Origin of the sequence: Hungatella sp. SB206 (assembly GCF_051132295.1) — a bacterium.
GTDB classification, from domain to species: Bacteria; Bacillota; Clostridia; order Lachnospirales; family Lachnospiraceae; genus Hungatella; species Hungatella effluvii.
This window is the reverse complement of record NZ_CP096603.1, coordinates 3,429,335-3,447,881: the sequence shown is the minus strand read 5'-3', so window position 1 is coordinate 3,447,881 and position 18,547 is coordinate 3,429,335. Positions and strand designations below refer to the sequence as shown.

Genomic DNA, 18,547 nt, shown 5'->3' with positions numbered 1-18,547 from the left:
TTTATCCTTTCAGTCCGCTGTGTACCATACCGTTTGTGATTTGTTTTTCAAATATAAGATATGTAATGATAATCGGGATCAGGGCGCATACGGTTCCCGCCATAATGACAGTATACTGCATCGTATGTTCCGACTGGAAAAAGGTAAGTCCCAGCTGAATCGTGTACTTTTCCTTTGTATTTAAATAGATTAGCGGCGCTGTATAGTCATTCCAGACCTGCACAAATGTAAAAATAATCAGTGTAGAGAGCGCCGGCTTCGCCAGCGGGAGCATCACCTTCGCAAATATGTCCCCCTCTCCGGCCCCATCTATTCTGGCTGCTTCCATAAGTTCTCCGGGTACTGTGAGAAAAAACTGTCTCAGGAGGAAAATACCGAAAGCACTGGCCAACTGCCCCAGAATCAGGGCTGCATGAGTATCCGTCAGTCCCAGTCTGCTGATGAACTGATACTGTGGAATCATAATTGTATGCCACGGTACCATCATAGTTGCCAAATAAAGTGAAAATAAAATATTCTTTCCCCTAAATTCAATGGAGGAGAATGCATAGGCCGCCATTGCACTGATAATTACCTGGCCCGCTGTGGCAAATACTGCTACCACTACCGTATTTTTATAATACAGAAGAAATGGTTCTTCCACCCAGACCTGCGTATAATTCGATAAGTTGACCGGATCAGGTATCCACTCAACAGGCACCGTAAACACCTGGGTATCAAATTTAAATGACGTTGAAACCATCCACAAAAAGGGAAATATCATGGTAAGAGACAGGGCGCTCATAAGCACATAAAAAGGCACCTGCCATTTTTTAGATTGTATCATATCCGTTCTCCTCCCTAATCATAGTGAACCCAGATTTTCTGCATCAGGAATTGAACCGCTGTAACCGCCAGGATCAAGGTAAAAAGAAAATACGCGATGGAAGACGCATAGCCCATATTCATCCGCTTAAATCCCTCATAGTAAATCCGGTATGACAACACATTGGTACTCATACCGGGACCTCCCTCGGTCATTACATTCACCAGGTCAAATACCTGAAATGAATTAATTGTTACCAGAACCATATTCAAAAAAATACTTGGCGTAATCATGGGAAGCGTAATCTTAAAATATCTTTTGAGGCTACTTGCTCCGTCGAGAGCGGCAGATTCGTACAGACTATCGGGTATGTTCTGCAGCCCAGCCAGGAAAATCACCATGTAATATCCGCACGATTTCCATACAGAGACAATAATAACTGCGAATAACGCCCATTTTGTTGATGCAAGCCACTGCGGCGGGTTGGCTGCACCTATTTGCTGCAAAATCGTATTTAAAGGGCCGCCCGCCGGATTAAAAATCATTTTCCAAATAACGGCTACAGAGACCATGGAAGAAATATAGGGCAGAAAAAACAATGTTCGAAACAGCTTTCTAAACTTCGTAAGCTGATTTAAAAGAGATGCCAGAATCAGGGAAATAAGCATGGTCATCGTAGAAAACAGCACTGCATAAATGATGTTATTTTTAATAGACACTTTAAAATAACGATCAGAAAACAGCTTGGCGTAATTGCCAAAACCGATAAAATCATAGGATTTCGAGAGTCCGGTATAGTTTGTCAGACTATACCAGAATCCCAAAATAATCGGCAGAAACATAAACAATGTAAAAACAATCAGGCTTGGCAGGACAAACATCCAGCCTGTCCATTCCCTCTTTCGTCGGCTGCTCTGCATCATATAACGCACGCTCCCCTCTTAAGAATTTAATTCCGCTCTGCGTTCCTCAAAATTCTTTACCGCCTCATCAAGGGGTTGTTCTCCAATCAGGTACAGCTCCAGTTCCTCCACATAAATGTTGGTGATGTCACTGTATCCAGGTATAAACAGAGTTTCTGAAACCTTGCTGATATCCAGCATATTGCCCGCTCCATCTACACCAATCGACTCTTCAAAGGCATTTATGACATCATCGTCAATATAAGCAGGAATTGCGCCGTAAGAAGCCGTGATCAGGGCAGCCTCTTTGCCAGCCATAAACTGAACAAAGTCAAAGGCGGCTTCCTGCTTCTCCGAGGCAGCATTAATGCCGACAAAGGTACTTACGCCTCCTATCGTGAGCTTCTCCCCCTCCTTATCAACCTGTGGAATCATGGCAATTCCCAATTCGAAGGTATCCTTAAGCTGCGGGTTCTTCTTAAGCATTGCCAGCGCGTCACTGATGGACCATTCACCGCCGGGATACATGTAGCAGTTACCAGTAGTAAAGAAATTAATTCCATCGGTTCCGCTGCTTCTCATATCAGTAAAACTCATATGGGAATTATCGATATTATAGTATTGGTTCAACCGTTCCATCCAAATTTTTAAAGGAGTGAGATCATCGTCTGCAAGATTGGATCCCTTCTGGAGTACTTCATAAGTACAGCTGTTCCAATCAGGAATATAGCTTCCGTAAATTTTATCTTTCCCTTCACCTTCGGTCAGTTCCATAGCAAGCTTACCGTATTCATCCCATGTAAGATTATCCGGATAAGCAATTCCTTTTTCGTCAAACATTTTCTTATTGTAAAACAGTCCATAGGAAGAAGACCGATAGGGAAGCACATAGAATTTACCATCATACATTGTTTCAGCAAAACCGGTGCCGTATATTCCCAGGTCCAGCCCACTGTCTTTGATATTCTGGGAAATATCGACCAGATTTCCTGTTGATGCCATATCACTGGCCATCGATCCCGAACGAAGGTTAAATATATCGATATCATTTTTCCCTGCCAGCATCGTGAACAGCTTATCTTCATAGTCATTGCTGTTTACCTGAGTCATCTTCACTTCTGCCACTGTACTCTGTGCATTGTAAGCGTCCACAATATCCTGGAGATAATCGCCCTCGCTCCATGCATAGTAGTTCAGCTTTACCTTACCGGAACTGTCTCCTCCTGAAACGGTATCCGATTGAGCTTCAGACTGCGTTTTCTCCTGTGTTCCTGCCGGTACACTCTCCTGTGTTTTTCCTGCGCAGCCTGCCAGTGCTGCGGCCGCCATAAGTGCTGTAAAAGTCATTGGTATCATGCGTTTTGTCATATTACTTTTCCTCCCTCTCCATTTCGATTTCTAATCAGTTTTCCAGGGTACTAACCAACTTCCCTGCGATAAAGCGATTATAGATGATTTTTAACAACTCTTACAAGCTGGTCTTTTCTCTGCAAATCCTTATAACGAAAAAACGATTAGATTTTCTAATCGTTTTTCGTCATTATGCCTAAACCCCTCATTTCTATTCTAATGGCTGATTCTTCTGAGCCTGCCTTTCCTTCACTTTTTCCATATAATAAAAAAAGCCGCTGGAATCTGCCTTCTGCAATACATCCTCAATCGATTTGCACTTCATTTTTTGAAGAATATTCCGTATATGGGTCTTCATCGTCGCCGTACCGATATAACGCTGTTTACAAACATCCTTCTGAGACAAACCCTCATGCAGTGCACTAAGTATATCCCGCTCGGTATCCGTAAGCAGCTGAATCAGATAAAGATTATAGATCAAACTTTCCTCCTGATCTTTAATCCTCTTAAATTCAGTCCTGATCTTTCTTGCAACCTTCGGCTTCATCACGGACCGGTCGTAATAGGCATCCCTGACGCACTGAATCATGTTCGCGCTGGTAGCCGTCTTCTGAACGTAATCACAGGCACCGGCCTGGAAAGCCGCATAAACCATTGCATCCTCTTCATAAACCGTCAATATGATTATCTTTATCTCCGGAAGTTCAGATAAAATCTGCTGCGTAGCTGTGATTCCTGCATACCTGCTTTCCATTTCTATATCCATAAGGATGACATCCGGCCTGGTGACTGCACTCTTTAATACAGCCTCATATCCATTATGTGCGACAGATACCACTTTCATATCTTGCGTATGTTCAAAGATATACTGATATCTGTGGCAAAGGGACGGAATATCATCTACAATCATCACTTTTATCTCTTTATCTTCCATATATCCTCCATTTATTCTACAATCGGAAGATAAACTGAAAAAACAGCTCCTCCGTCAGCAGAATTTTCCACTTCTATTTTCCCATTGTGACTCTGAATAATCCGTTTTACAAAGGAAAGACCGATTCCCCAATTATGCTTTGTCGATTTGGTTGAAATAAATGGTTCAAATAAATTATCCATAACAGACGGGCTGATTCCAGGCCCTGAATCTTTAAATTCGATTTTTATCTGCCTGTCATAAAGCATCGTAGTCACAGTAATCGTTCGTTCTCCTACCACCTGATCTTTCATTGCATCAACTGCATTGAGAATCAAATTCTGGAAAACCTCTTCCATGTAATGGGCATCGCAAAACACTTTCACTTCTTTATTTTCAGCAGTATCAATCACATTGATTTTATTTTCTGCAAACAATTCTTTATTCTTTTTAAGCGTATCCGCCAGAATCATCAAAATATTATTTAAGGACTGATTTAATACGATACGGTTTGCATTCTGCTGGAGCAGATCTAAGCGTTCATATACCTCCAGACAGCTATTACGAATCGTTTCCAGACCTTCCCGGTGTTCTTCCGGAGCCTTCATCACCCATTCCGCTTCCGACAAAATACCCAGCATTTCATTTTTTATATAGTGGCTGAATACCCTGGTGGATATTTCTGAAGAAGCAGCAATGGTTGAAAATACATAATCTTTCTCCCTGAGTTTTCTTGCCGCACGGTCATATCGGTAAGAACTCAACAGAAGAAACAATAAAAAAAGAATCACAAGATAGGGAATCATTCTCATGAAACGAATATAAGGAGGCATATCCAGGGATTTATAAGCGGTATAGTTAAGCGCTCTGGACATCCACAAAAACGAATCCGGTAAAGAAAAATACATATAAAAATAAAGAATACAGATGCCCGCATTCATTGTAGTCAGCGACCACTTCATAACTCTTAAATCCTTTATCGGTTCTTTTCTGGCAGCGTTCCTGACCATATACACAAATGACATTAATATAGTTAAAAAATTACCGCTTACCGTTATCCCATGAAATACTTGATACACATGTCGAAAAACTATTGGATCCGGAAAATAGCCAAGGCCTCCATAATAGAAAAATCGTACAGAAAAAGGACTATACAGAATAACCTGGGCCAGCCAGAAAATTACCAGTCCCATTCGCAGTCTCCGCGGCTGCCTTGGCCAGTCAATCTGTGACAGCGTGTAATTACAGATTAAAAACAGCAGACTGCTCATATTCATTCCGCATACCAGAACCGACTTGCTGATATCTATGTAAATCAACTTCCCAAATAGCTCTTTGCTGATATTAAAATATTGAAATATCGTATTGTTAAAATAATTATCCTTCGCCATATAGATCATGGAAAACAGAGTTACACAGATGAAAGAAAATAACATTCCAAACACAAGAAATATTTTGGTTCTGCTTTTGCCCATCGCATATCCCCCGTTTCTTCAATATCCTGTTTATTATAGCATAGAACTGAAACAGCGGCTACGCTGATAAATTCTCATATGGCTGTAAACTTTATCCAACAACCTTTTATTTTAAACTTAACGGTTTTCCCAGTCAACCATATTGAAAGCCCCTGGTCCAATCATTGTTGAACCAGGGGCATATCTATAATTTTTATCATTCCGACATCCGGTATATATACCTTCTTTCATATTCCTCCTGCGGCATAGGCTTCGCATAATAGTAGCCCTGGACGTAATCGCATCCAACGGTACTGAGGAAATCTCTCTGTTCCTGCGTTTCTACGCCTTCCACAATCACTGGGATTCCAAGGCGGCCGGCCATCTGGATCACCGATGAAAGTATGATCTTCCCCTTCTCTGCCGCCATTCCTCCGGAAAGGAAATTCATATCCACCTTGAGGACATCTACGTCGATATCCTTCAGCATGTTTAACGAGGAGTAGCCGCTGCCGAAATCATCCATCATAGTCACAAAACCGGCGCGCCGCAGCGCATGGATAGCCGCCATGATCTGTTCCGGATCGGAGGCGTAGGCGCTTTCGGTGATTTCCAGATTCAGCATGGATACGGGAACGTGATATTTCTCTGTCAGCTTCCACAGCACTTCGACCAGTTCCGGATCAAGGAGAGTAACCCTGGAAAGGTTGATGGTGATGGGATTAAAGTTTTTTCCATCACCGCGCCATTTCCCGATGATCCGGCATACATGCTCTGCCACATAGTAATCAAGCTGGACGATGAAGCCGATTTTCTCGAATACCGGGATAAATTTACCTGGCGGTATCAGACCGGCTTTGGGGTGGTTCCAGCGCACCAGCGCCTCGGCGCCAAAGTCCTTATCTGTGGAAAGGGCGAATTTCGGCTGAAAAAAGATGATAAACTGCTCCTGTTCCATCGCCCGACGCATATCATTCATGATTGCCGTCTCTTCCGCTTCCCTCTCTTTTTCCCTTTCATCATAAAATCCAAGACAGGAAGCATACAGATGTTTGCACTTTTTGCTTCCGATGAAGGCTCTGACGTACATTTCCTCAATGGACAAGTCCGGCTCCGTCACGACGTAGGCGCCGACCGTAGGTTCCAGCAAATAATCTATCTGATATTCGTTTAAGTATTCTCTCAAATCCTTTATCTGCTCATCCAATATATCCGGATCAAAAGGCTGGCAGATGCAGAATGTGTCCGCTATGATTCTGCCATATGTACACATTTCAAAGCGTTCTGCGTTTTTCCTTATAATCTCAGCCAGGAAAATAAGCAGTTTATCGCCTTCCACCTCGCCGTATAGAGAATTGTACAGCCGGAACCGGTCGATATCAAACCGCAGCAGTACGAATCGCGTATCCCGGTGCGCGTCGATCATGCGCCGCGTCTCTGCAAACATCTTGCCCCGGTTGTATAAGCCGGTCAGCGTATCGTGCTGCATCAGAAACTCCATGCGGCCGGGCAGCACCCGTTTCCTCTTCATCCATCGTTCTCTTCTGCCGGCGGCTCCCCCCGGCATGGTTCTCTTTCTTTTTCTCTTCATCACAGTCACCTCTGTTCCGGGAAATTATGCAGGCAGACATTCACAGATCATGCGGAGCACCTCCATCCCGCTTCTGAAGCAGGCACTCCCCCTGCTGTTTCTGATGACGCCCTGTATGCTGGCGTTCTGTCTGGAATATATCGTGACAGCAAATACATTTTCCCTGGTATTCAGGCGGTTTCGAATTGGGCAAAACTTCACTGTACGCGGAACCGTTTCGGCATCCGTAATGATTTTCGTTCTCTTTTTCACCAGATCCATCTTTACCAGGTGACGGCGGTCTCCGCTGTCCACTGGCATTCCTTCTCTGTCCAGAATGTATTCCATCAGAAGCAGCATGTGATCAAGCCCGTGAAAGCAGAACGATTTTTCCTGGTATAAAGACTGCAAATATCCGCTTTTCGTCTGATTTTTGCAGTTTTCAATGACAATTATCAATACCGCTCTCATATGATTCCCTTCTCTCATTCGTATGGGCCGCCTGATACCACAGAATAACTATTCTGTGGTATCAGCAGTCCGAAAATCACAGAGCGCGCTCTCCATATCTGCTATTTTTCTTCCATTCAGGATAATAATGGGTTCTATACTGCTACGCGACCAGACCGGCAAGAATCAGCGTTCTCTCCGGCCTGTTTATTGTGGGCAAAACCATAGATATGTACATTGACTCCCCATATTTTTTGTTGTAAAATAATTAGAGTTTCATTTTTTAACTTTAAATAAGGCTTTTTGATACCACAGAATAGTTATTCTGTGGTTATTTTGTCTAATCCGATTCTCATCCGGTTCATGACTTTTTCATACTGTCTCGTACTTGTCGCTACATAAATGCGCGTAGTCTCGATCGATGAATGGCCAAGAATATCCGCCAGATGGGCCAGATTCTTTTCGATAGAGTAAAAAGTCTTCGCAAACAGGTGCCTGAAATTATGGGGAAACACCTTTGACGGATCCACTTTTGCCCCCTTGCACAGCTTCTTCAGAGAATGGCAGATATTGCTCCGGTCCAGGTTTCTGCCGCTTTTCGTTCGAAAGATACAGCCGCTCTTTATTTTTTCGTTTCTGATAAATTCCTTCAGCTTCTTAATCAGATTTCTCGGAAAGATAATCAGGCGGCATTTTCCCTTCATATAGATCTCTGTTTTCCCCCGACAGACCGCTTCCACGGTGACGTAGGGCAGCTCGCTGATTCTGATGCCCGTGCTGTAGAGTACCATCATCAGATAATAGAGCTGAGAGTTTCCCATTCTCCCCGCACTGTCCAAAAGCCTTCGGTAGTCGTTCTCCGTCAGTTCCCGATCCTCATCGATATAAGCCTTTTTCTGAACCTTCAGGAATTTCACCTTGCACATATCCAGATTCATAAATTCCAGATACGAATGGATGGCCGACAGCTTACCGTTGACGGTTCCTGCCTTATACTGGCTGCTGAGATACCGCCGGTACTGCAGGATCGCCTCTTTGCTGATCTCGGCTTTATCCATATAGGCAAACAGCTGTTCCACCTCGTGTAAATACTTGCTTATGGTGGAATCGGCTTTTTCCTCATTTTTCAGATAGTCCTCATATCGTTTGATATTCATTGCAATTTCCATAACAGGCCTCCATTTTTCTAGTCAGATGTTTTTAAGTGGTTGTATGGCAAAGCCACAGTACACCGAAACGGTGTTCTGTGGCTCAAGCAGCCTTTTTTAGTTTCCTTATAATCGGGCAGAACTATACATCGGTTTTGGGACTTATGATGAATGATATGAAATAGAAACAATTCACGAAACGTGCCTTTGCGTTACATCAGAAGAACGCACAGGCTGTACTAGAAAAGCCGGCATTGAAACGATGCGTTCAATACCGGCTTTATATCCACTGATACGTCATATTTATGACCCTGATTCTGCCCCTGATCAAAATCAGGGCCGATCTGTTTCCATTTTCTGCAGTATAACATACACATCATCGTAAATCTGGCCGTTTGCAGGCCAGCATTTAGGGGCTTCCCCTGCACTAATTGGTTTATATTTCCAATTATTATAATGGATACAGTAACAAATCTCAACTTACCTCGTTCGACTTAATCATGGACCGCTGCGCAGACAGCGAACATTTTACAGTCAATAGTTTCTGTATATCGTCAAAATTTTCCTTACATACAACTCGATACTGAATCCAGCCGCCGTCTCCGCAGGGATACTTTGTGTCGATGTACTCCCTGGAATATGGATGCAGCTGGCTGTAGACGGAATCATACTGCTTATCAGACAATCGGACCATGACTGTAAATCCATTGTTTTCGGCAAAAATATTGCATACCAGTTTTTGCTTCAGCCGGTGAGCGATCCCCCAGCCGTACTGATTGCCATAGGGAAAGACAACCTTCTGCTCTGTCGCAAATGTCCGGGACAGCCATTCGTTCAACAAGGTAAAGAATCCGCCGTTTTCACCGCAATACGCGGTCATCTCGGCAATTGTTGGTTCTTCTTTTTTATTCAGCATTCTTTCGTACATAGCGGCCTCCGTATGTTCTAATGATACGTTCGATTATAGCATAATTCAGGCTGTTCGACCAGTTTTTACGTAAGTTCTCTGTCCGCGTAAGTTTCCGGGTCGTCGGACAAAAAATACCAGAGAAAGACAGGTATTTACCCCGGATAGATGATACAGTTGATTTATAAAGATTGGGGGGGAACAATATGAAGAAAAGGCCAGTCACAACACTATTTATGCTTAGTTCTGTGGATGGAAAAATAAGTACGGGAAATTCTGATCTGCTGGATGTGGACAGCGATTATCCCGCGATGGACGGTGTAAAGGAAGGGCTTCATCAATACTATGAGATTGAACAGACAACGGATCTTTGGTCCCTGAATTCAGGGCTCGTACAGGCCAAGCTCGGCGTAAACCAAAAAGAGTATCCGGACAAAACACCGGTTTCTTTCGTTGTCATAGATAATAAGAATTTAACCGATCACGGTGTAAGATATTTCTGCAGACGGGCGAAGACGTTTGTACTTGTCACCACGAATTCGCAGCATCCAGCGTTTTCTGTACAGAAAAATAATCTGCATATCTTCTGTCAGCAGAAATTAGATTTAAGGGCAGTGCTGGAAGAATTGTACGCGGTATACCATTGTGAAAGAATTACCATACAAACGGGGGGGATGCTGAACGGATTGTTTCTCCGGGAGAAATTGTTTGATTACATCGATATCGTTGTCGCTCCGGTTCTGATTGGCGGAAAAGATACCGCTACACTGATCGATGGAACATCGATTACGGGAAGGGAGGAATTGGGGCTGTTGGGAGTTCTGAAGCTTGTGAGGTGTGAGGTGATGGAGGATTCTTATTTGCGATTGAGGTATGAAGTTGTAGGATAATATCAGCTGAAGCAGACCTGCCAGTGAGCCGCAAGTCTGCTTCAGAAGCATTTCATCTGTTTTTGATATCCTAACGCAGGCCATACTCTGTTTTTACTGATATCCTTTTTCTGTAAGCTGTTTATTAATTTCTGCCAGCAAATCCTCGACTCCGTTCTTGTTCAGTGCATCTAAGAACTGTGGTATATAGACTTCAGGGTCTACCATACCGGACTCCAGCGCTTTGGCGTTCTCATCCACCACGTTGGAGATAGCCGCTATCTCGGTTTCCACCGGGCTGTTATCCAGCGTAAAACCATTGTGAGGAGCCGTTATGGCCTTCGCATTATATTCCTCGAATAACTGTTCGATATTATCCGGGTAAGAGATATCCCACTTCTGGTTGAACGGTGTGCCGAACTGCCATCCATAGGTATAATTAACATAGCCGTTGTCCTCGATCTTCAGCGTTCCGCCCATTGTGCGGTCCACCCGGTTATCGCCTACCGCGCTGTAGTGCTGGCCTTCAATGCCGTGACGGATCAGGGTTCCTACGTATTCGTCGGTATTTAACAGGTTGATGAACTCCAGTGCCTTATCCGGATGTTCGGAAGCAGAAGAAATAGCCAGAATTCCTCCGCGCGCGTTCTTTGTCTCAAAGAGCGGGTCCATGAGCGGAACGAAGGTCACGCCGTGCCCTGTCTTAGCCGCCTCAGCCTCAGCCGCTCCCGGAGCGTATGAAATGATATAGGAGAACAGCTTGCCGTTCTTAAAATCATTGTCGCGGTTGGCAATGTCGGTATCATAGTTTACCGGATCCTTGGACATGTACCCCGCCTCATACCAGCTTCTCACCAGTTTACAGTAATCCATGTATTCCTGTGTTGCATACTGATTAAACACTCCCGTCTGATCTTTAAAGTACTCGTATCCCGGCACTGCGGCCGCACCTGGAAGTGCTCTGGAGCCGGACAGACTCTCGTAGGGATACAGCATGTTGAAGGAGCCGCCGGAGCTTCCAAGGCCGGAAAGTCCGATGACATCCTCTCCTGCCGCATCAGCCTTTTCCTTGACGGTCTTTAACACTTCCGTATAGTCCTCCAGTGTCTTTACTGCGGTTAAATCAATGCCATACTTTTCTGCCATGGTAGAGTTTACGAAGAAACCGCTCTGCCAGCCCATCTCCTTATAGGAGGGAACGCCATAGATCTTTCCGTTTACGGAAACAGCCTTCCATAAGGACTCAGGAATGAACTCATACGTCTCAGGAGCGTACTGCTTCACTGCATCCGTAATATCCATAAATGCATCCTTGGCCACAAACTGCACGTAGTTAGTAGTCCAGTCTGCGGTAAAGCAGATATCAAAATACTCGCCGGAGTTGATCAGGGTCGGCATCTTTTCCTTGTAATCGGGATTGGCGATGACTGTGTAATCGATCGTCACACCGATCTTTTCCTTCGTATACTCATTCAATGCCGCAATAACCTTATCGGTATCCGCATCCACCGGATTCAAGGACATATACCATTTTAAAGTAACAGGCTCATCCGCCGTCTTCGAAGCCTCTGTCTCAGCTCCCTTCGAAGCCTCTGTCTCTCCTGCTGCCTTCGTATCCGCCGAGGCTGCCGTACCGCCATCCGTCGTCTTTGAAGGGCCGCAGCCTGTCATCAGGCTGGCTGCCATTGCCGCGCTCAGCACCGCGCATGCCCACACCTTTCCTTTTCTCATTTCTTACTTCCTCCTTCTACATAAATTTATAACAGCTTACCCTTTGACTCCGCCGATTGTAAGTCCCTTCACAAAATATTTTTGGAAGAAGGGATAGGCGCAAAGAATAGGCAGTACTACCAGTACGGTCAAGGCCATTCGGCCGCTGTTGGTCGGAGCGTTGTTTGCCATCTCCGCGTACTCCAGCGCGTTAGCCGAGCTCTGTTTCAATGACTCCAAGCTGTTCTGCATACTCCATAAGAACGTCTGGATCGGGTAATTTTTCGTCTCGTAAATGTAAAGCATGCCCAGAAACCAGTCGTTCCAGTAAGCGATCATGGTAAACAGGCCAATGGTGGCGATTCCCGGTTTAGACAGCGGAAGAACGATCTTCAAAAAGGTATTGAATTCCCCTGAACCGTCGATGGTAGCTGCCTCCACAATCTCCATGGGTATGCTCTTAAAAAAGGTCCGCAGCACCACCACATAAAACACATTGAGCGACATGGGTAAAATCAGCGCCCAAACAGAATCCCGAAGCCCTAAAAGCTGTGTGTTGACCATATAGCTGGGAACCAGGCCGCCGTTAAACAGCATCGTAAAAAGCAGCAGCAATGTCAATGGCTTTCCATACCGGTAATCCGACCGCGAAAGTACATAAGACAGAAGCGTCGTCACCGCCAGGCTGAACACCGTTCCCACAATCGTGACAAACAGCGTAATTCCGTAGGAACGAACCACCTGATCCCCCATTTTTAAGAAAAGCCGGTAGGCCTCCAGACTCCATTCACTGGGGAAAAATGTATAGCCATTTTCAAAAATGCTCTGCTCACTGCTGAAGGACACGATAATGACCAACAGAACCGGCAGCACGCAGGCAAGCGCCATCAAGGTCAGAATCACGTTCATGATCCCGTTCGTCTTCTTACTGATATGATTGACGCAGGAATCCGCTCCGGCTTCCTCGTCTCTATATTTCTTTTTCATGGCAATTCCCCTTTCCTGACTAAAACAACCGCAGATGTCAGAACAGCGCGCTGTCCTTGTCGATCTTTCGCACAATGAAATTAGAGCCCAGCACCAGAATAAAGCCGACTACAGACTGATATAAGTTGGCAGCCGAAGCCATTCCGATGTTGCCGCTGACCTTTAGCGCCCGATAAACATATGTATCGATGACGTTGGTGATCGGGTAAAGGGGGCCTGAATCCCTTGGCAGCTGATAGAATAGCCCAAAATCAGAGTAGAACATCTTTCCGATCGCCAGTATGGTCAGTACAATCATCATGGAACGCATACAGGGAAGCGTAATATACTTAATCTGCTGCCACTTCGTTGCCCCATCCATAATGGCCGCTTCGTAATAATCATTGGAAATCCCCACCAGAGAGCCTAAGTACATGACAGTCGAGTAACCCACGGTCTTCCAGAGCTGGCAGAATACCAGGATAAACGGCCAGTACTGTTTCTGTGTATACCACTGAACCTCATCTTTTCCAAAAAAGCGGAGAATGTGGTTCAATAACCCGTTATCCACACTTAAGAATGCAAACGCAATAAAGGAAACGACAACCCATGACAGAAAGTAAGGCGCCATGAAGATCGTCTGGAAGAGCTTCGCTCTTTTCTTATTTAACAGTTCATTGAGCACGATCGCCACGGTAACCGCGACCACCAGATCCAGCACAATAAAAACCAGATTGTAGCATATGGTATTGCGGGTGATGATCCATGCGTCGCTGGTCTTAAACAGGAATTTAAAGTTTTCCAGCCCGTTCCATTCGCTTCCAAATATCCCTTTTCTAATGTTGTATTTCTTAAAGGCCAGGACAATGCCGGACAATGGCAGATACTTGAATAAAATCATCAGGATAATTCCCGGCAGGGCCATGAGTGTGAGCGGCAGGTTTTTCTTAAAATAGAACCATTCACTTTTTTGCTTTGTTTTCATTTCTTATTCCCCTGTTTCTTCACATCTCTTGTTGCTTTGATGTTTTCTGGCATAATTATACCTTTATGGGATTCCATTCCACAAGGAGACTTTTTTTATCTCAGGTGTACTTTTATTTCGGAACGCTCCGAACCGATTGCGCGGCTGACCTTCATGCTCTATAATCATCTACATAGAAAGTGAGGGAAACAAATTATGAAGGTTCTTCTTGTTGACGACGAGATTTTTGCAGTCAGAGGTTTAAACTCTATGCTGCACTGGGAAGCATTTCACGGTGAGCTTGCCGGAACTGCTGCCAACGGGGAGGAGGCGATGGAATATATGGCAGTCACTCCTCCGGATGTCATTATTTCCGATATCAAGATGCCGCGTATGGACGGACTGAGGCTGGCAGAGCTGGTACACGCACAGTCTCCCGCCACCCGCATGATCCTCTTAAGCGGCCACGGGGAGTTTGAATATGCAAGACAGGCGCTCAAGTACGGCGTTGCAGACTACATCTTAAAGCCAATCACACGAGAAAAGGTCAATCAGATCGAAAACCTCCTGGTTAAGTTTTACAAGGAAAATGAGGAACGAAAGCAGCGGTTCTTAAATGCCTGGGATTCCGGTCTGGAAGAGAAAATATTATCAATACTCCACAATCAGAATATGGAAGCGCTGGATCAGTTTTTCCGCTCTTCCTATTTTGTAAGCACCATGCACAGCAGCTCTGCCAATCCTCTGGGAATCCAGCTGATCAATTACTTATACGCCTATTTTTCCCAGATCGATATAAACCGGACGGTCATCACCGTCTCAAGGGAGCGCGCTATGGAACAGTTCTGGGACTCTCCGGGCACCCAGGAAAAGATCAACTTCATCATAACCAGCTATTACGACGTTCTGACCGGGATGAATCAGAAAAAGCAGGCATACAGCGAGTCCTTTATCACCTATGCGAAGGAGTATATCGGCGAACATTACTCTGACCCGGAGTTCAACATCTCCGTCCTGGCAGACAGTATGCACGTATCGCTGTCCTACTTAAGCTCCCAGTTCAAGCAGGCCACCGGTTCCAACTTAATTTCCTATGTGACCGCAATGCGTATGGACTACGCCCGCCGTCTGCTGGCCGACCGCCGTTACTCCATCGGGGAGATATCCGCGATGTCGGGCTACGAGGACGCCAAATATTTCGCCAAGCTGTTCAAGAAAAAGACGGGTTTTACCCCCAGTGAATACCGGAATCTGAAAATATAAAAAAGGAGGGGTCCCATGGCAATCCGTAAAAAAATATCTGGTCTGTTTCTGGCTATCATCCTCTTCTTTCTCTTAACCTTCTACATATTTATGTACTTTTATTTTCACAATACGGTAACGGACGCTGTGGTGGAACGGCAGGAGGCACAGGTCATGGCAAACCGCCATCTGGCCTCTAATTTTATGAATAATCTGAGACAGATCACCATCCATTTTATCAGCGACCGCGCCATCGGCAATCAGCTCAGCTGCACCTCCACCGAGCCCATGGAACAGCTGCAGGTCCGCGCCGCCCTGCAGTCCCAGTTCTCTCACTACTCGCTGCTTACGATGTCTCATGATGTCAACAGCTACCGTTATACCCTGTTCCTCAATGACCGGCTTCCCATCTCATCGATGTTTGAGGCCAGGACCCTGAGCACGAATCCTTACAGTACAGCCAGCAGCATCTTTACCAACACCCTGGTGAAGGACGATCTGTGGTATAAAAATACTCTGGAGGCCTCCAATTACACCTGCGTATTTAATAATGAAAGTTCCGGAGAGCTATGCCTTGCCAAAAAGATCCAGAATACCAGCTATACTGGGCCATACTATAAGGATGGGCAGGCCATCATGGTCATAAGCATTAAAATGCCCTATATTGATTCTGTTTTCGGCGGGATTCCCCCCACCCCCAACAGCGGCTACGCCCTTCTGGACAAAAAGGGGCAGCTTCTCTACGCCAGCCCCAGCGGCCCGGATCACAGCTTCTACACAGAGGCACTTGCAGAGGTCAGCGGGAATACCTCCTTATACCAGGCCGGAACCGGTTCTCACCACGTAATCGGCGGGGAGCCTTACCTGGTAAACTTTGACGATTCCGATCAGGATATCACCCTTCTGTCGCTTACGCCCTACTCCGATATCAACCGTACAGTACGTCCGGTAATGGTACGCTTTTCCGTGATCTCTCTGCTGATTACACTATGTGCCATGGCTGTTATTTTCACGGCTTCAGACCGCATCACACGGCCGATTATCCTCCTTTCTGAGGTGATCGGTTCCATCACCGATACGAGAACCTTTGACTTAAAGAGCCTTCACGTATCGAAGGACCGGGAAATCGTCAGTCTGGAGGAAAGCTTCACGAAGCTGATTATCAACAACAACCGCTTGATTCATGATGTCCAGGCGCAGGAAATCAGGCAGAAAAACTCGGAATTAAAGGCACTGCAGGCACAAATCGATCCCCATTTTATCTTCAATGCAATGGACGCGGTCAACTGGATTGCTCTGACCCGCAATCAGGATGATCTGGCGGAGATCCTCGCCTCCATTGCCAATCTCATGCGCTACAGCATCATGGAGGCCGACCAGCTCATCCCCTTAGCGAAAGAGCTTTCCAATATAGGAGAATATATTGCGATCTACAAGCTCCGGCATCAGGGAGATATCAGGCTTTCCGTTCCTTCGGAAGACGCCTCAGCCGATACTCTGATTCCAAAATTCGCGCTTCAGCCCCTGGTGGAAAATTCCATCCGCTACGGCGGCCAGCCGACGGGAACGGCGATCGAGATCACGGTCTCTGTAACACATGAGGCGGACCGTTTCATTCTGGAGGTATCAGACAACGGCCAGGGCTGTGACCCTGATCTGCTCAATGAGTATCTGGCTTATAAAACGAACAACTTAAAGGTGACCAACGGCTTTGGAATACGCAATGTGAACGACCGGATACGCCTCCATTTCGGACCGGAAAGCGGACTTAAGTACTACGTTGATGATAACAACCGGCTTACGGCACGGGCAGAATTTAAATACAGGGAAGCTTCCGCTGCTAAATTATAATAAAAGGAGAACTTTGATATGGAAAAGAAAACGATCGTTAAGAATGAAATTGTAAAGAATGGAATTCACGGCTATTCGGCGGCAGAGACCTACATAGCTCCAAAAGAGCCCGCCGTAAAAGAGCATCTCGAATGGTTCATGGGATTAAAGCTGGGCCTGATGATGCACTGGGCGCCTGGCTGCCAGATGGGGACCTATGAGTCGTGGCCCCTCTCCGACGGAGACGGCAGCTGGTCTCAGAAGGATGTGGACTGGACCGATATAGAGACCTTCAAGCAGGAGTATATCGACTGCAATAAAACCTTTAACCCGGTTAAATTCCGCCCGGACCGCATGGCAGAATTTGCAAAAGAATGCGGTTTTAAGTACCTTTTATTCACCACCAAGCACCACGACGGCTTCTGCATGTTCGATACGAAGACCACCGATTATAAAATAACAGATCCCTCCTGCCCCTTCTCCTCTCACCCGGATTCCGATATCACCGGGGCTCTGTACCGGGAATTTAAAAAGCAGGGACTGGCCATCTCCGTCTACTTCTCCAAGCCGGACTGGCACAGCGATGCCTACTGGCATAAGGCATTCGGCACCGCGCCCACCAGAAATATCAACTATTCCGTTACAGACTATCCAAAGCTGTGGGAGGAATTTGTAAATTATACCCACGCCCAGCTTCGCGAGCTGACCTCCAACTATGGAAAAGTAGACGTGCTGTGGCTGGATGGCGGCTGGGTCAACGCCGGGAACGAGGGCCAGGATATCCGTCTGAATGAGATTGTCAAAGAGATACGCGGCACCACACAGCCCCATCTGATTGTCTGCGACCGCACCGCAGGCGGCGAATATGAAAATATCATCACACCGGAAAAGGAAATCCCGGACGCGCCGCTCTTCGTGCCGTGGGAGACGTGCACAACGGTCGGTGAAAAATTTTCCTTCCATTACACAGACTGCTTTAAGTCCGGCCGTCAGCTGGTACACCTGCTGCTGGATGTCGTATCAAAAGGCGGAAATCTGGCGCTCAATGTGGCCCCGCAGCCGGACGGACTTCTGCCGGCGCCCGCCATGTCCTCTTTAAGAGATATGGGCAAATGGCTGTCCGTCCATGGAGAAGGCATCTATGAGACAGAAATCACGGCGCCCTATTATGAAAACCGGGTAAAGTATACGGCAAAGAAAGATACCGTTTATGCATTCTACCTCTACGAAGAGACCGCGTCCCTGCCTTCGAAGCTCTGCCTTCACCTTCCGGAGCCAAAAAAACAGATTGCCTCGGTAACGCTCATGCGGACTGGAGAACCGGTGGACTATACCACCGAATTTGGCGCACTGATCCTTCATCTGCCGCCGGAGTCAGCCACAGGCGGGGAATATGCGGACTGTTTTGTTATACGCTTTTAACTGCTGATGGTATTCTGCGGCGGAAGGAGGCCGGGAGCACAACTT

At 46.0% G+C, this 18,547-nt stretch carries 15 protein-coding genes and 1 pseudogene; 4 read left to right on the top strand and 12 right to left on the bottom strand.

Going from position 1 to position 18,547, the window contains the following annotated elements:
* Window position 1 precedes the first annotated feature (1 nt).
* The 9 genes and pseudogenes from M1L66_RS15080 to M1L66_RS15040 all read right to left on the bottom strand — a co-directional run bounded on the left by M1L66_RS15080 (window position 2) and on the right by M1L66_RS15040 (window position 9,520).
* Window positions 2-826: a carbohydrate ABC transporter permease gene (locus M1L66_RS15080; RefSeq protein ID WP_434693847.1), complete on the bottom strand. Its 825-nt coding sequence runs from the start codon at window positions 824-826 to the stop codon at window positions 2-4.
* 14 nt (window positions 827-840) lie between these two features.
* Complete coding sequence (locus M1L66_RS15075) at window positions 841-1,728, bottom strand: carbohydrate ABC transporter permease (protein ID WP_434693845.1); 888 nt, start codon at window positions 1,726-1,728, stop codon at window positions 841-843.
* Window positions 1,729-1,746: 18 nt separating this feature from the next.
* Window positions 1,747-3,075 (bottom strand): ABC transporter substrate-binding protein, encoded by a 1,329-nt coding sequence (locus M1L66_RS15070; protein ID WP_434693843.1) that lies wholly within the window; start codon window positions 3,073-3,075, stop codon window positions 1,747-1,749.
* 193 nt (window positions 3,076-3,268) lie between these two features.
* Window positions 3,269-3,991 carry a response regulator gene (locus tag M1L66_RS15065; RefSeq protein WP_434693842.1) on the bottom strand — a complete coding sequence of 241 codons (723 nt, stop codon included), beginning with the start codon at window positions 3,989-3,991 and terminating at the stop codon, window positions 3,269-3,271.
* A gap of 11 nt (window positions 3,992-4,002) precedes the next feature.
* A complete protein-coding gene (locus tag M1L66_RS15060; RefSeq protein WP_434693840.1) occupies window positions 4,003-5,445 on the bottom strand; it encodes a sensor histidine kinase in 1,443 nt (480 codons plus the stop codon).
* A gap of 196 nt (window positions 5,446-5,641) precedes the next feature.
* Window positions 5,642-7,015 (bottom strand): putative bifunctional diguanylate cyclase/phosphodiesterase, encoded by a 1,374-nt coding sequence (locus M1L66_RS15055; RefSeq protein ID WP_434693838.1) that lies wholly within the window; start codon window positions 7,013-7,015, stop codon window positions 5,642-5,644.
* Window positions 7,016-7,039: 24 nt separating this feature from the next.
* Window positions 7,040-7,465, bottom strand: coding sequence for a hypothetical protein (locus M1L66_RS15050; RefSeq protein ID WP_434693836.1), 426 nt, complete (start codon window positions 7,463-7,465; stop codon window positions 7,040-7,042).
* 268 nt (window positions 7,466-7,733) lie between these two features.
* Window positions 7,734-8,613 (bottom strand): annotated as a pseudogene (locus M1L66_RS15045) (tyrosine-type recombinase/integrase).
* A gap of 454 nt (window positions 8,614-9,067) precedes the next feature.
* Complete coding sequence (locus M1L66_RS15040) at window positions 9,068-9,520, bottom strand: DUF3788 family protein (RefSeq protein ID WP_187024447.1); 453 nt, start codon at window positions 9,518-9,520, stop codon at window positions 9,068-9,070.
* A gap of 185 nt (window positions 9,521-9,705) precedes the next feature.
* On the opposite strand from M1L66_RS15040, the gene M1L66_RS15035 reads away from it, so the two are divergent.
* Window positions 9,706-10,389 carry a dihydrofolate reductase family protein gene (locus M1L66_RS15035; protein ID WP_434693832.1) on the top strand — a complete coding sequence of 228 codons (684 nt, stop codon included), beginning with the start codon at window positions 9,706-9,708 and terminating at the stop codon, window positions 10,387-10,389.
* A gap of 93 nt (window positions 10,390-10,482) precedes the next feature.
* On the opposite strand, the gene M1L66_RS15030 is transcribed toward M1L66_RS15035, so the two are convergent.
* From M1L66_RS15030 to M1L66_RS15020, 3 genes are read right to left on the bottom strand one after another with little or no spacing between them, the layout of a single operon-like run.
* On the bottom strand, window positions 10,483-12,099 hold the full coding sequence (locus tag M1L66_RS15030) for an extracellular solute-binding protein (protein ID WP_434693829.1): 1,617 nt from the start codon (window positions 12,097-12,099) through the stop codon (window positions 10,483-10,485).
* A 36-nt stretch (window positions 12,100-12,135) separates the two neighbouring features.
* A complete protein-coding gene (locus M1L66_RS15025; RefSeq protein ID WP_434693828.1) occupies window positions 12,136-13,065 on the bottom strand; it encodes a carbohydrate ABC transporter permease in 930 nt (309 codons plus the stop codon).
* 37 nt (window positions 13,066-13,102) lie between these two features.
* Window positions 13,103-14,029, bottom strand: coding sequence for an ABC transporter permease (locus tag M1L66_RS15020; RefSeq protein WP_187024451.1), 927 nt, complete (start codon window positions 14,027-14,029; stop codon window positions 13,103-13,105).
* A 195-nt stretch (window positions 14,030-14,224) separates the two neighbouring features.
* Between M1L66_RS15020 and M1L66_RS15015 the strand changes: the two genes are divergently transcribed.
* From M1L66_RS15015 to M1L66_RS15005, 3 genes are read left to right on the top strand one after another with little or no spacing between them, the layout of a single operon-like run.
* A complete protein-coding gene (locus tag M1L66_RS15015) occupies window positions 14,225-15,271 on the top strand; it encodes a response regulator transcription factor (RefSeq protein ID WP_434693824.1) in 1,047 nt (348 codons plus the stop codon).
* A gap of 15 nt (window positions 15,272-15,286) precedes the next feature.
* Complete coding sequence (locus M1L66_RS15010; RefSeq protein ID WP_434693821.1) at window positions 15,287-17,101, top strand: histidine kinase; 1,815 nt, start codon at window positions 15,287-15,289, stop codon at window positions 17,099-17,101.
* A gap of 18 nt (window positions 17,102-17,119) precedes the next feature.
* Window positions 17,120-18,502, top strand: coding sequence for an alpha-L-fucosidase (locus M1L66_RS15005; RefSeq protein ID WP_434693819.1), 1,383 nt, complete (start codon window positions 17,120-17,122; stop codon window positions 18,500-18,502).
* Window positions 18,503-18,547: the final 45 nt, after the last annotated feature.

What these genes read in the sequence shown, in the direction of transcription:
- M1L66_RS15080 (WP_434693847.1), bottom strand. Translation starts at nt 826, where the DNA reads ATGATACAATCTAAAAAATGGCAGGTGCCTTTTTATGTGCTTATGAGC.
- M1L66_RS15035 (WP_434693832.1), top strand. Translation starts at nt 9,706, where the DNA reads ATGAAGAAAAGGCCAGTCACAACACTATTTATGCTTAGTTCTGTGGAT.
- M1L66_RS15020 (WP_187024451.1), bottom strand. Translation starts at nt 14,029, where the DNA reads ATGAAAACAAAGCAAAAAAGTGAATGGTTCTATTTTAAGAAAAACCTG.
- M1L66_RS15010 (WP_434693821.1), top strand. Translation starts at nt 15,287, where the DNA reads ATGGCAATCCGTAAAAAAATATCTGGTCTGTTTCTGGCTATCATCCTC.
- M1L66_RS15025 (WP_434693828.1), bottom strand. Translation starts at nt 13,065, where the DNA reads ATGAAAAAGAAATATAGAGACGAGGAAGCCGGAGCGGATTCCTGCGTC.
- M1L66_RS15030 (WP_434693829.1), bottom strand. Translation starts at nt 12,099, where the DNA reads ATGAGAAAAGGAAAGGTGTGGGCATGCGCGGTGCTGAGCGCGGCAATG.
- M1L66_RS15040 (WP_187024447.1), bottom strand. Translation starts at nt 9,520, where the DNA reads ATGTACGAAAGAATGCTGAATAAAAAAGAAGAACCAACAATTGCCGAG.
- M1L66_RS15060 (WP_434693840.1), bottom strand. Translation starts at nt 5,445, where the DNA reads ATGGGCAAAAGCAGAACCAAAATATTTCTTGTGTTTGGAATGTTATTT.
- M1L66_RS15065 (WP_434693842.1), bottom strand. Translation starts at nt 3,991, where the DNA reads ATGGAAGATAAAGAGATAAAAGTGATGATTGTAGATGATATTCCGTCC.
- M1L66_RS15055 (WP_434693838.1), bottom strand. Translation starts at nt 7,015, where the DNA reads ATGAAGAGAAAAAGAAAGAGAACCATGCCGGGGGGAGCCGCCGGCAGA.
- M1L66_RS15050 (WP_434693836.1), bottom strand. Translation starts at nt 7,465, where the DNA reads ATGAGAGCGGTATTGATAATTGTCATTGAAAACTGCAAAAATCAGACG.
- M1L66_RS15075 (WP_434693845.1), bottom strand. Translation starts at nt 1,728, where the DNA reads ATGATGCAGAGCAGCCGACGAAAGAGGGAATGGACAGGCTGGATGTTT.
- M1L66_RS15015 (WP_434693824.1), top strand. Translation starts at nt 14,225, where the DNA reads ATGAAGGTTCTTCTTGTTGACGACGAGATTTTTGCAGTCAGAGGTTTA.
- M1L66_RS15070 (WP_434693843.1), bottom strand. Translation starts at nt 3,075, where the DNA reads ATGACAAAACGCATGATACCAATGACTTTTACAGCACTTATGGCGGCC.
- M1L66_RS15005 (WP_434693819.1), top strand. Translation starts at nt 17,120, where the DNA reads ATGGAAAAGAAAACGATCGTTAAGAATGAAATTGTAAAGAATGGAATT.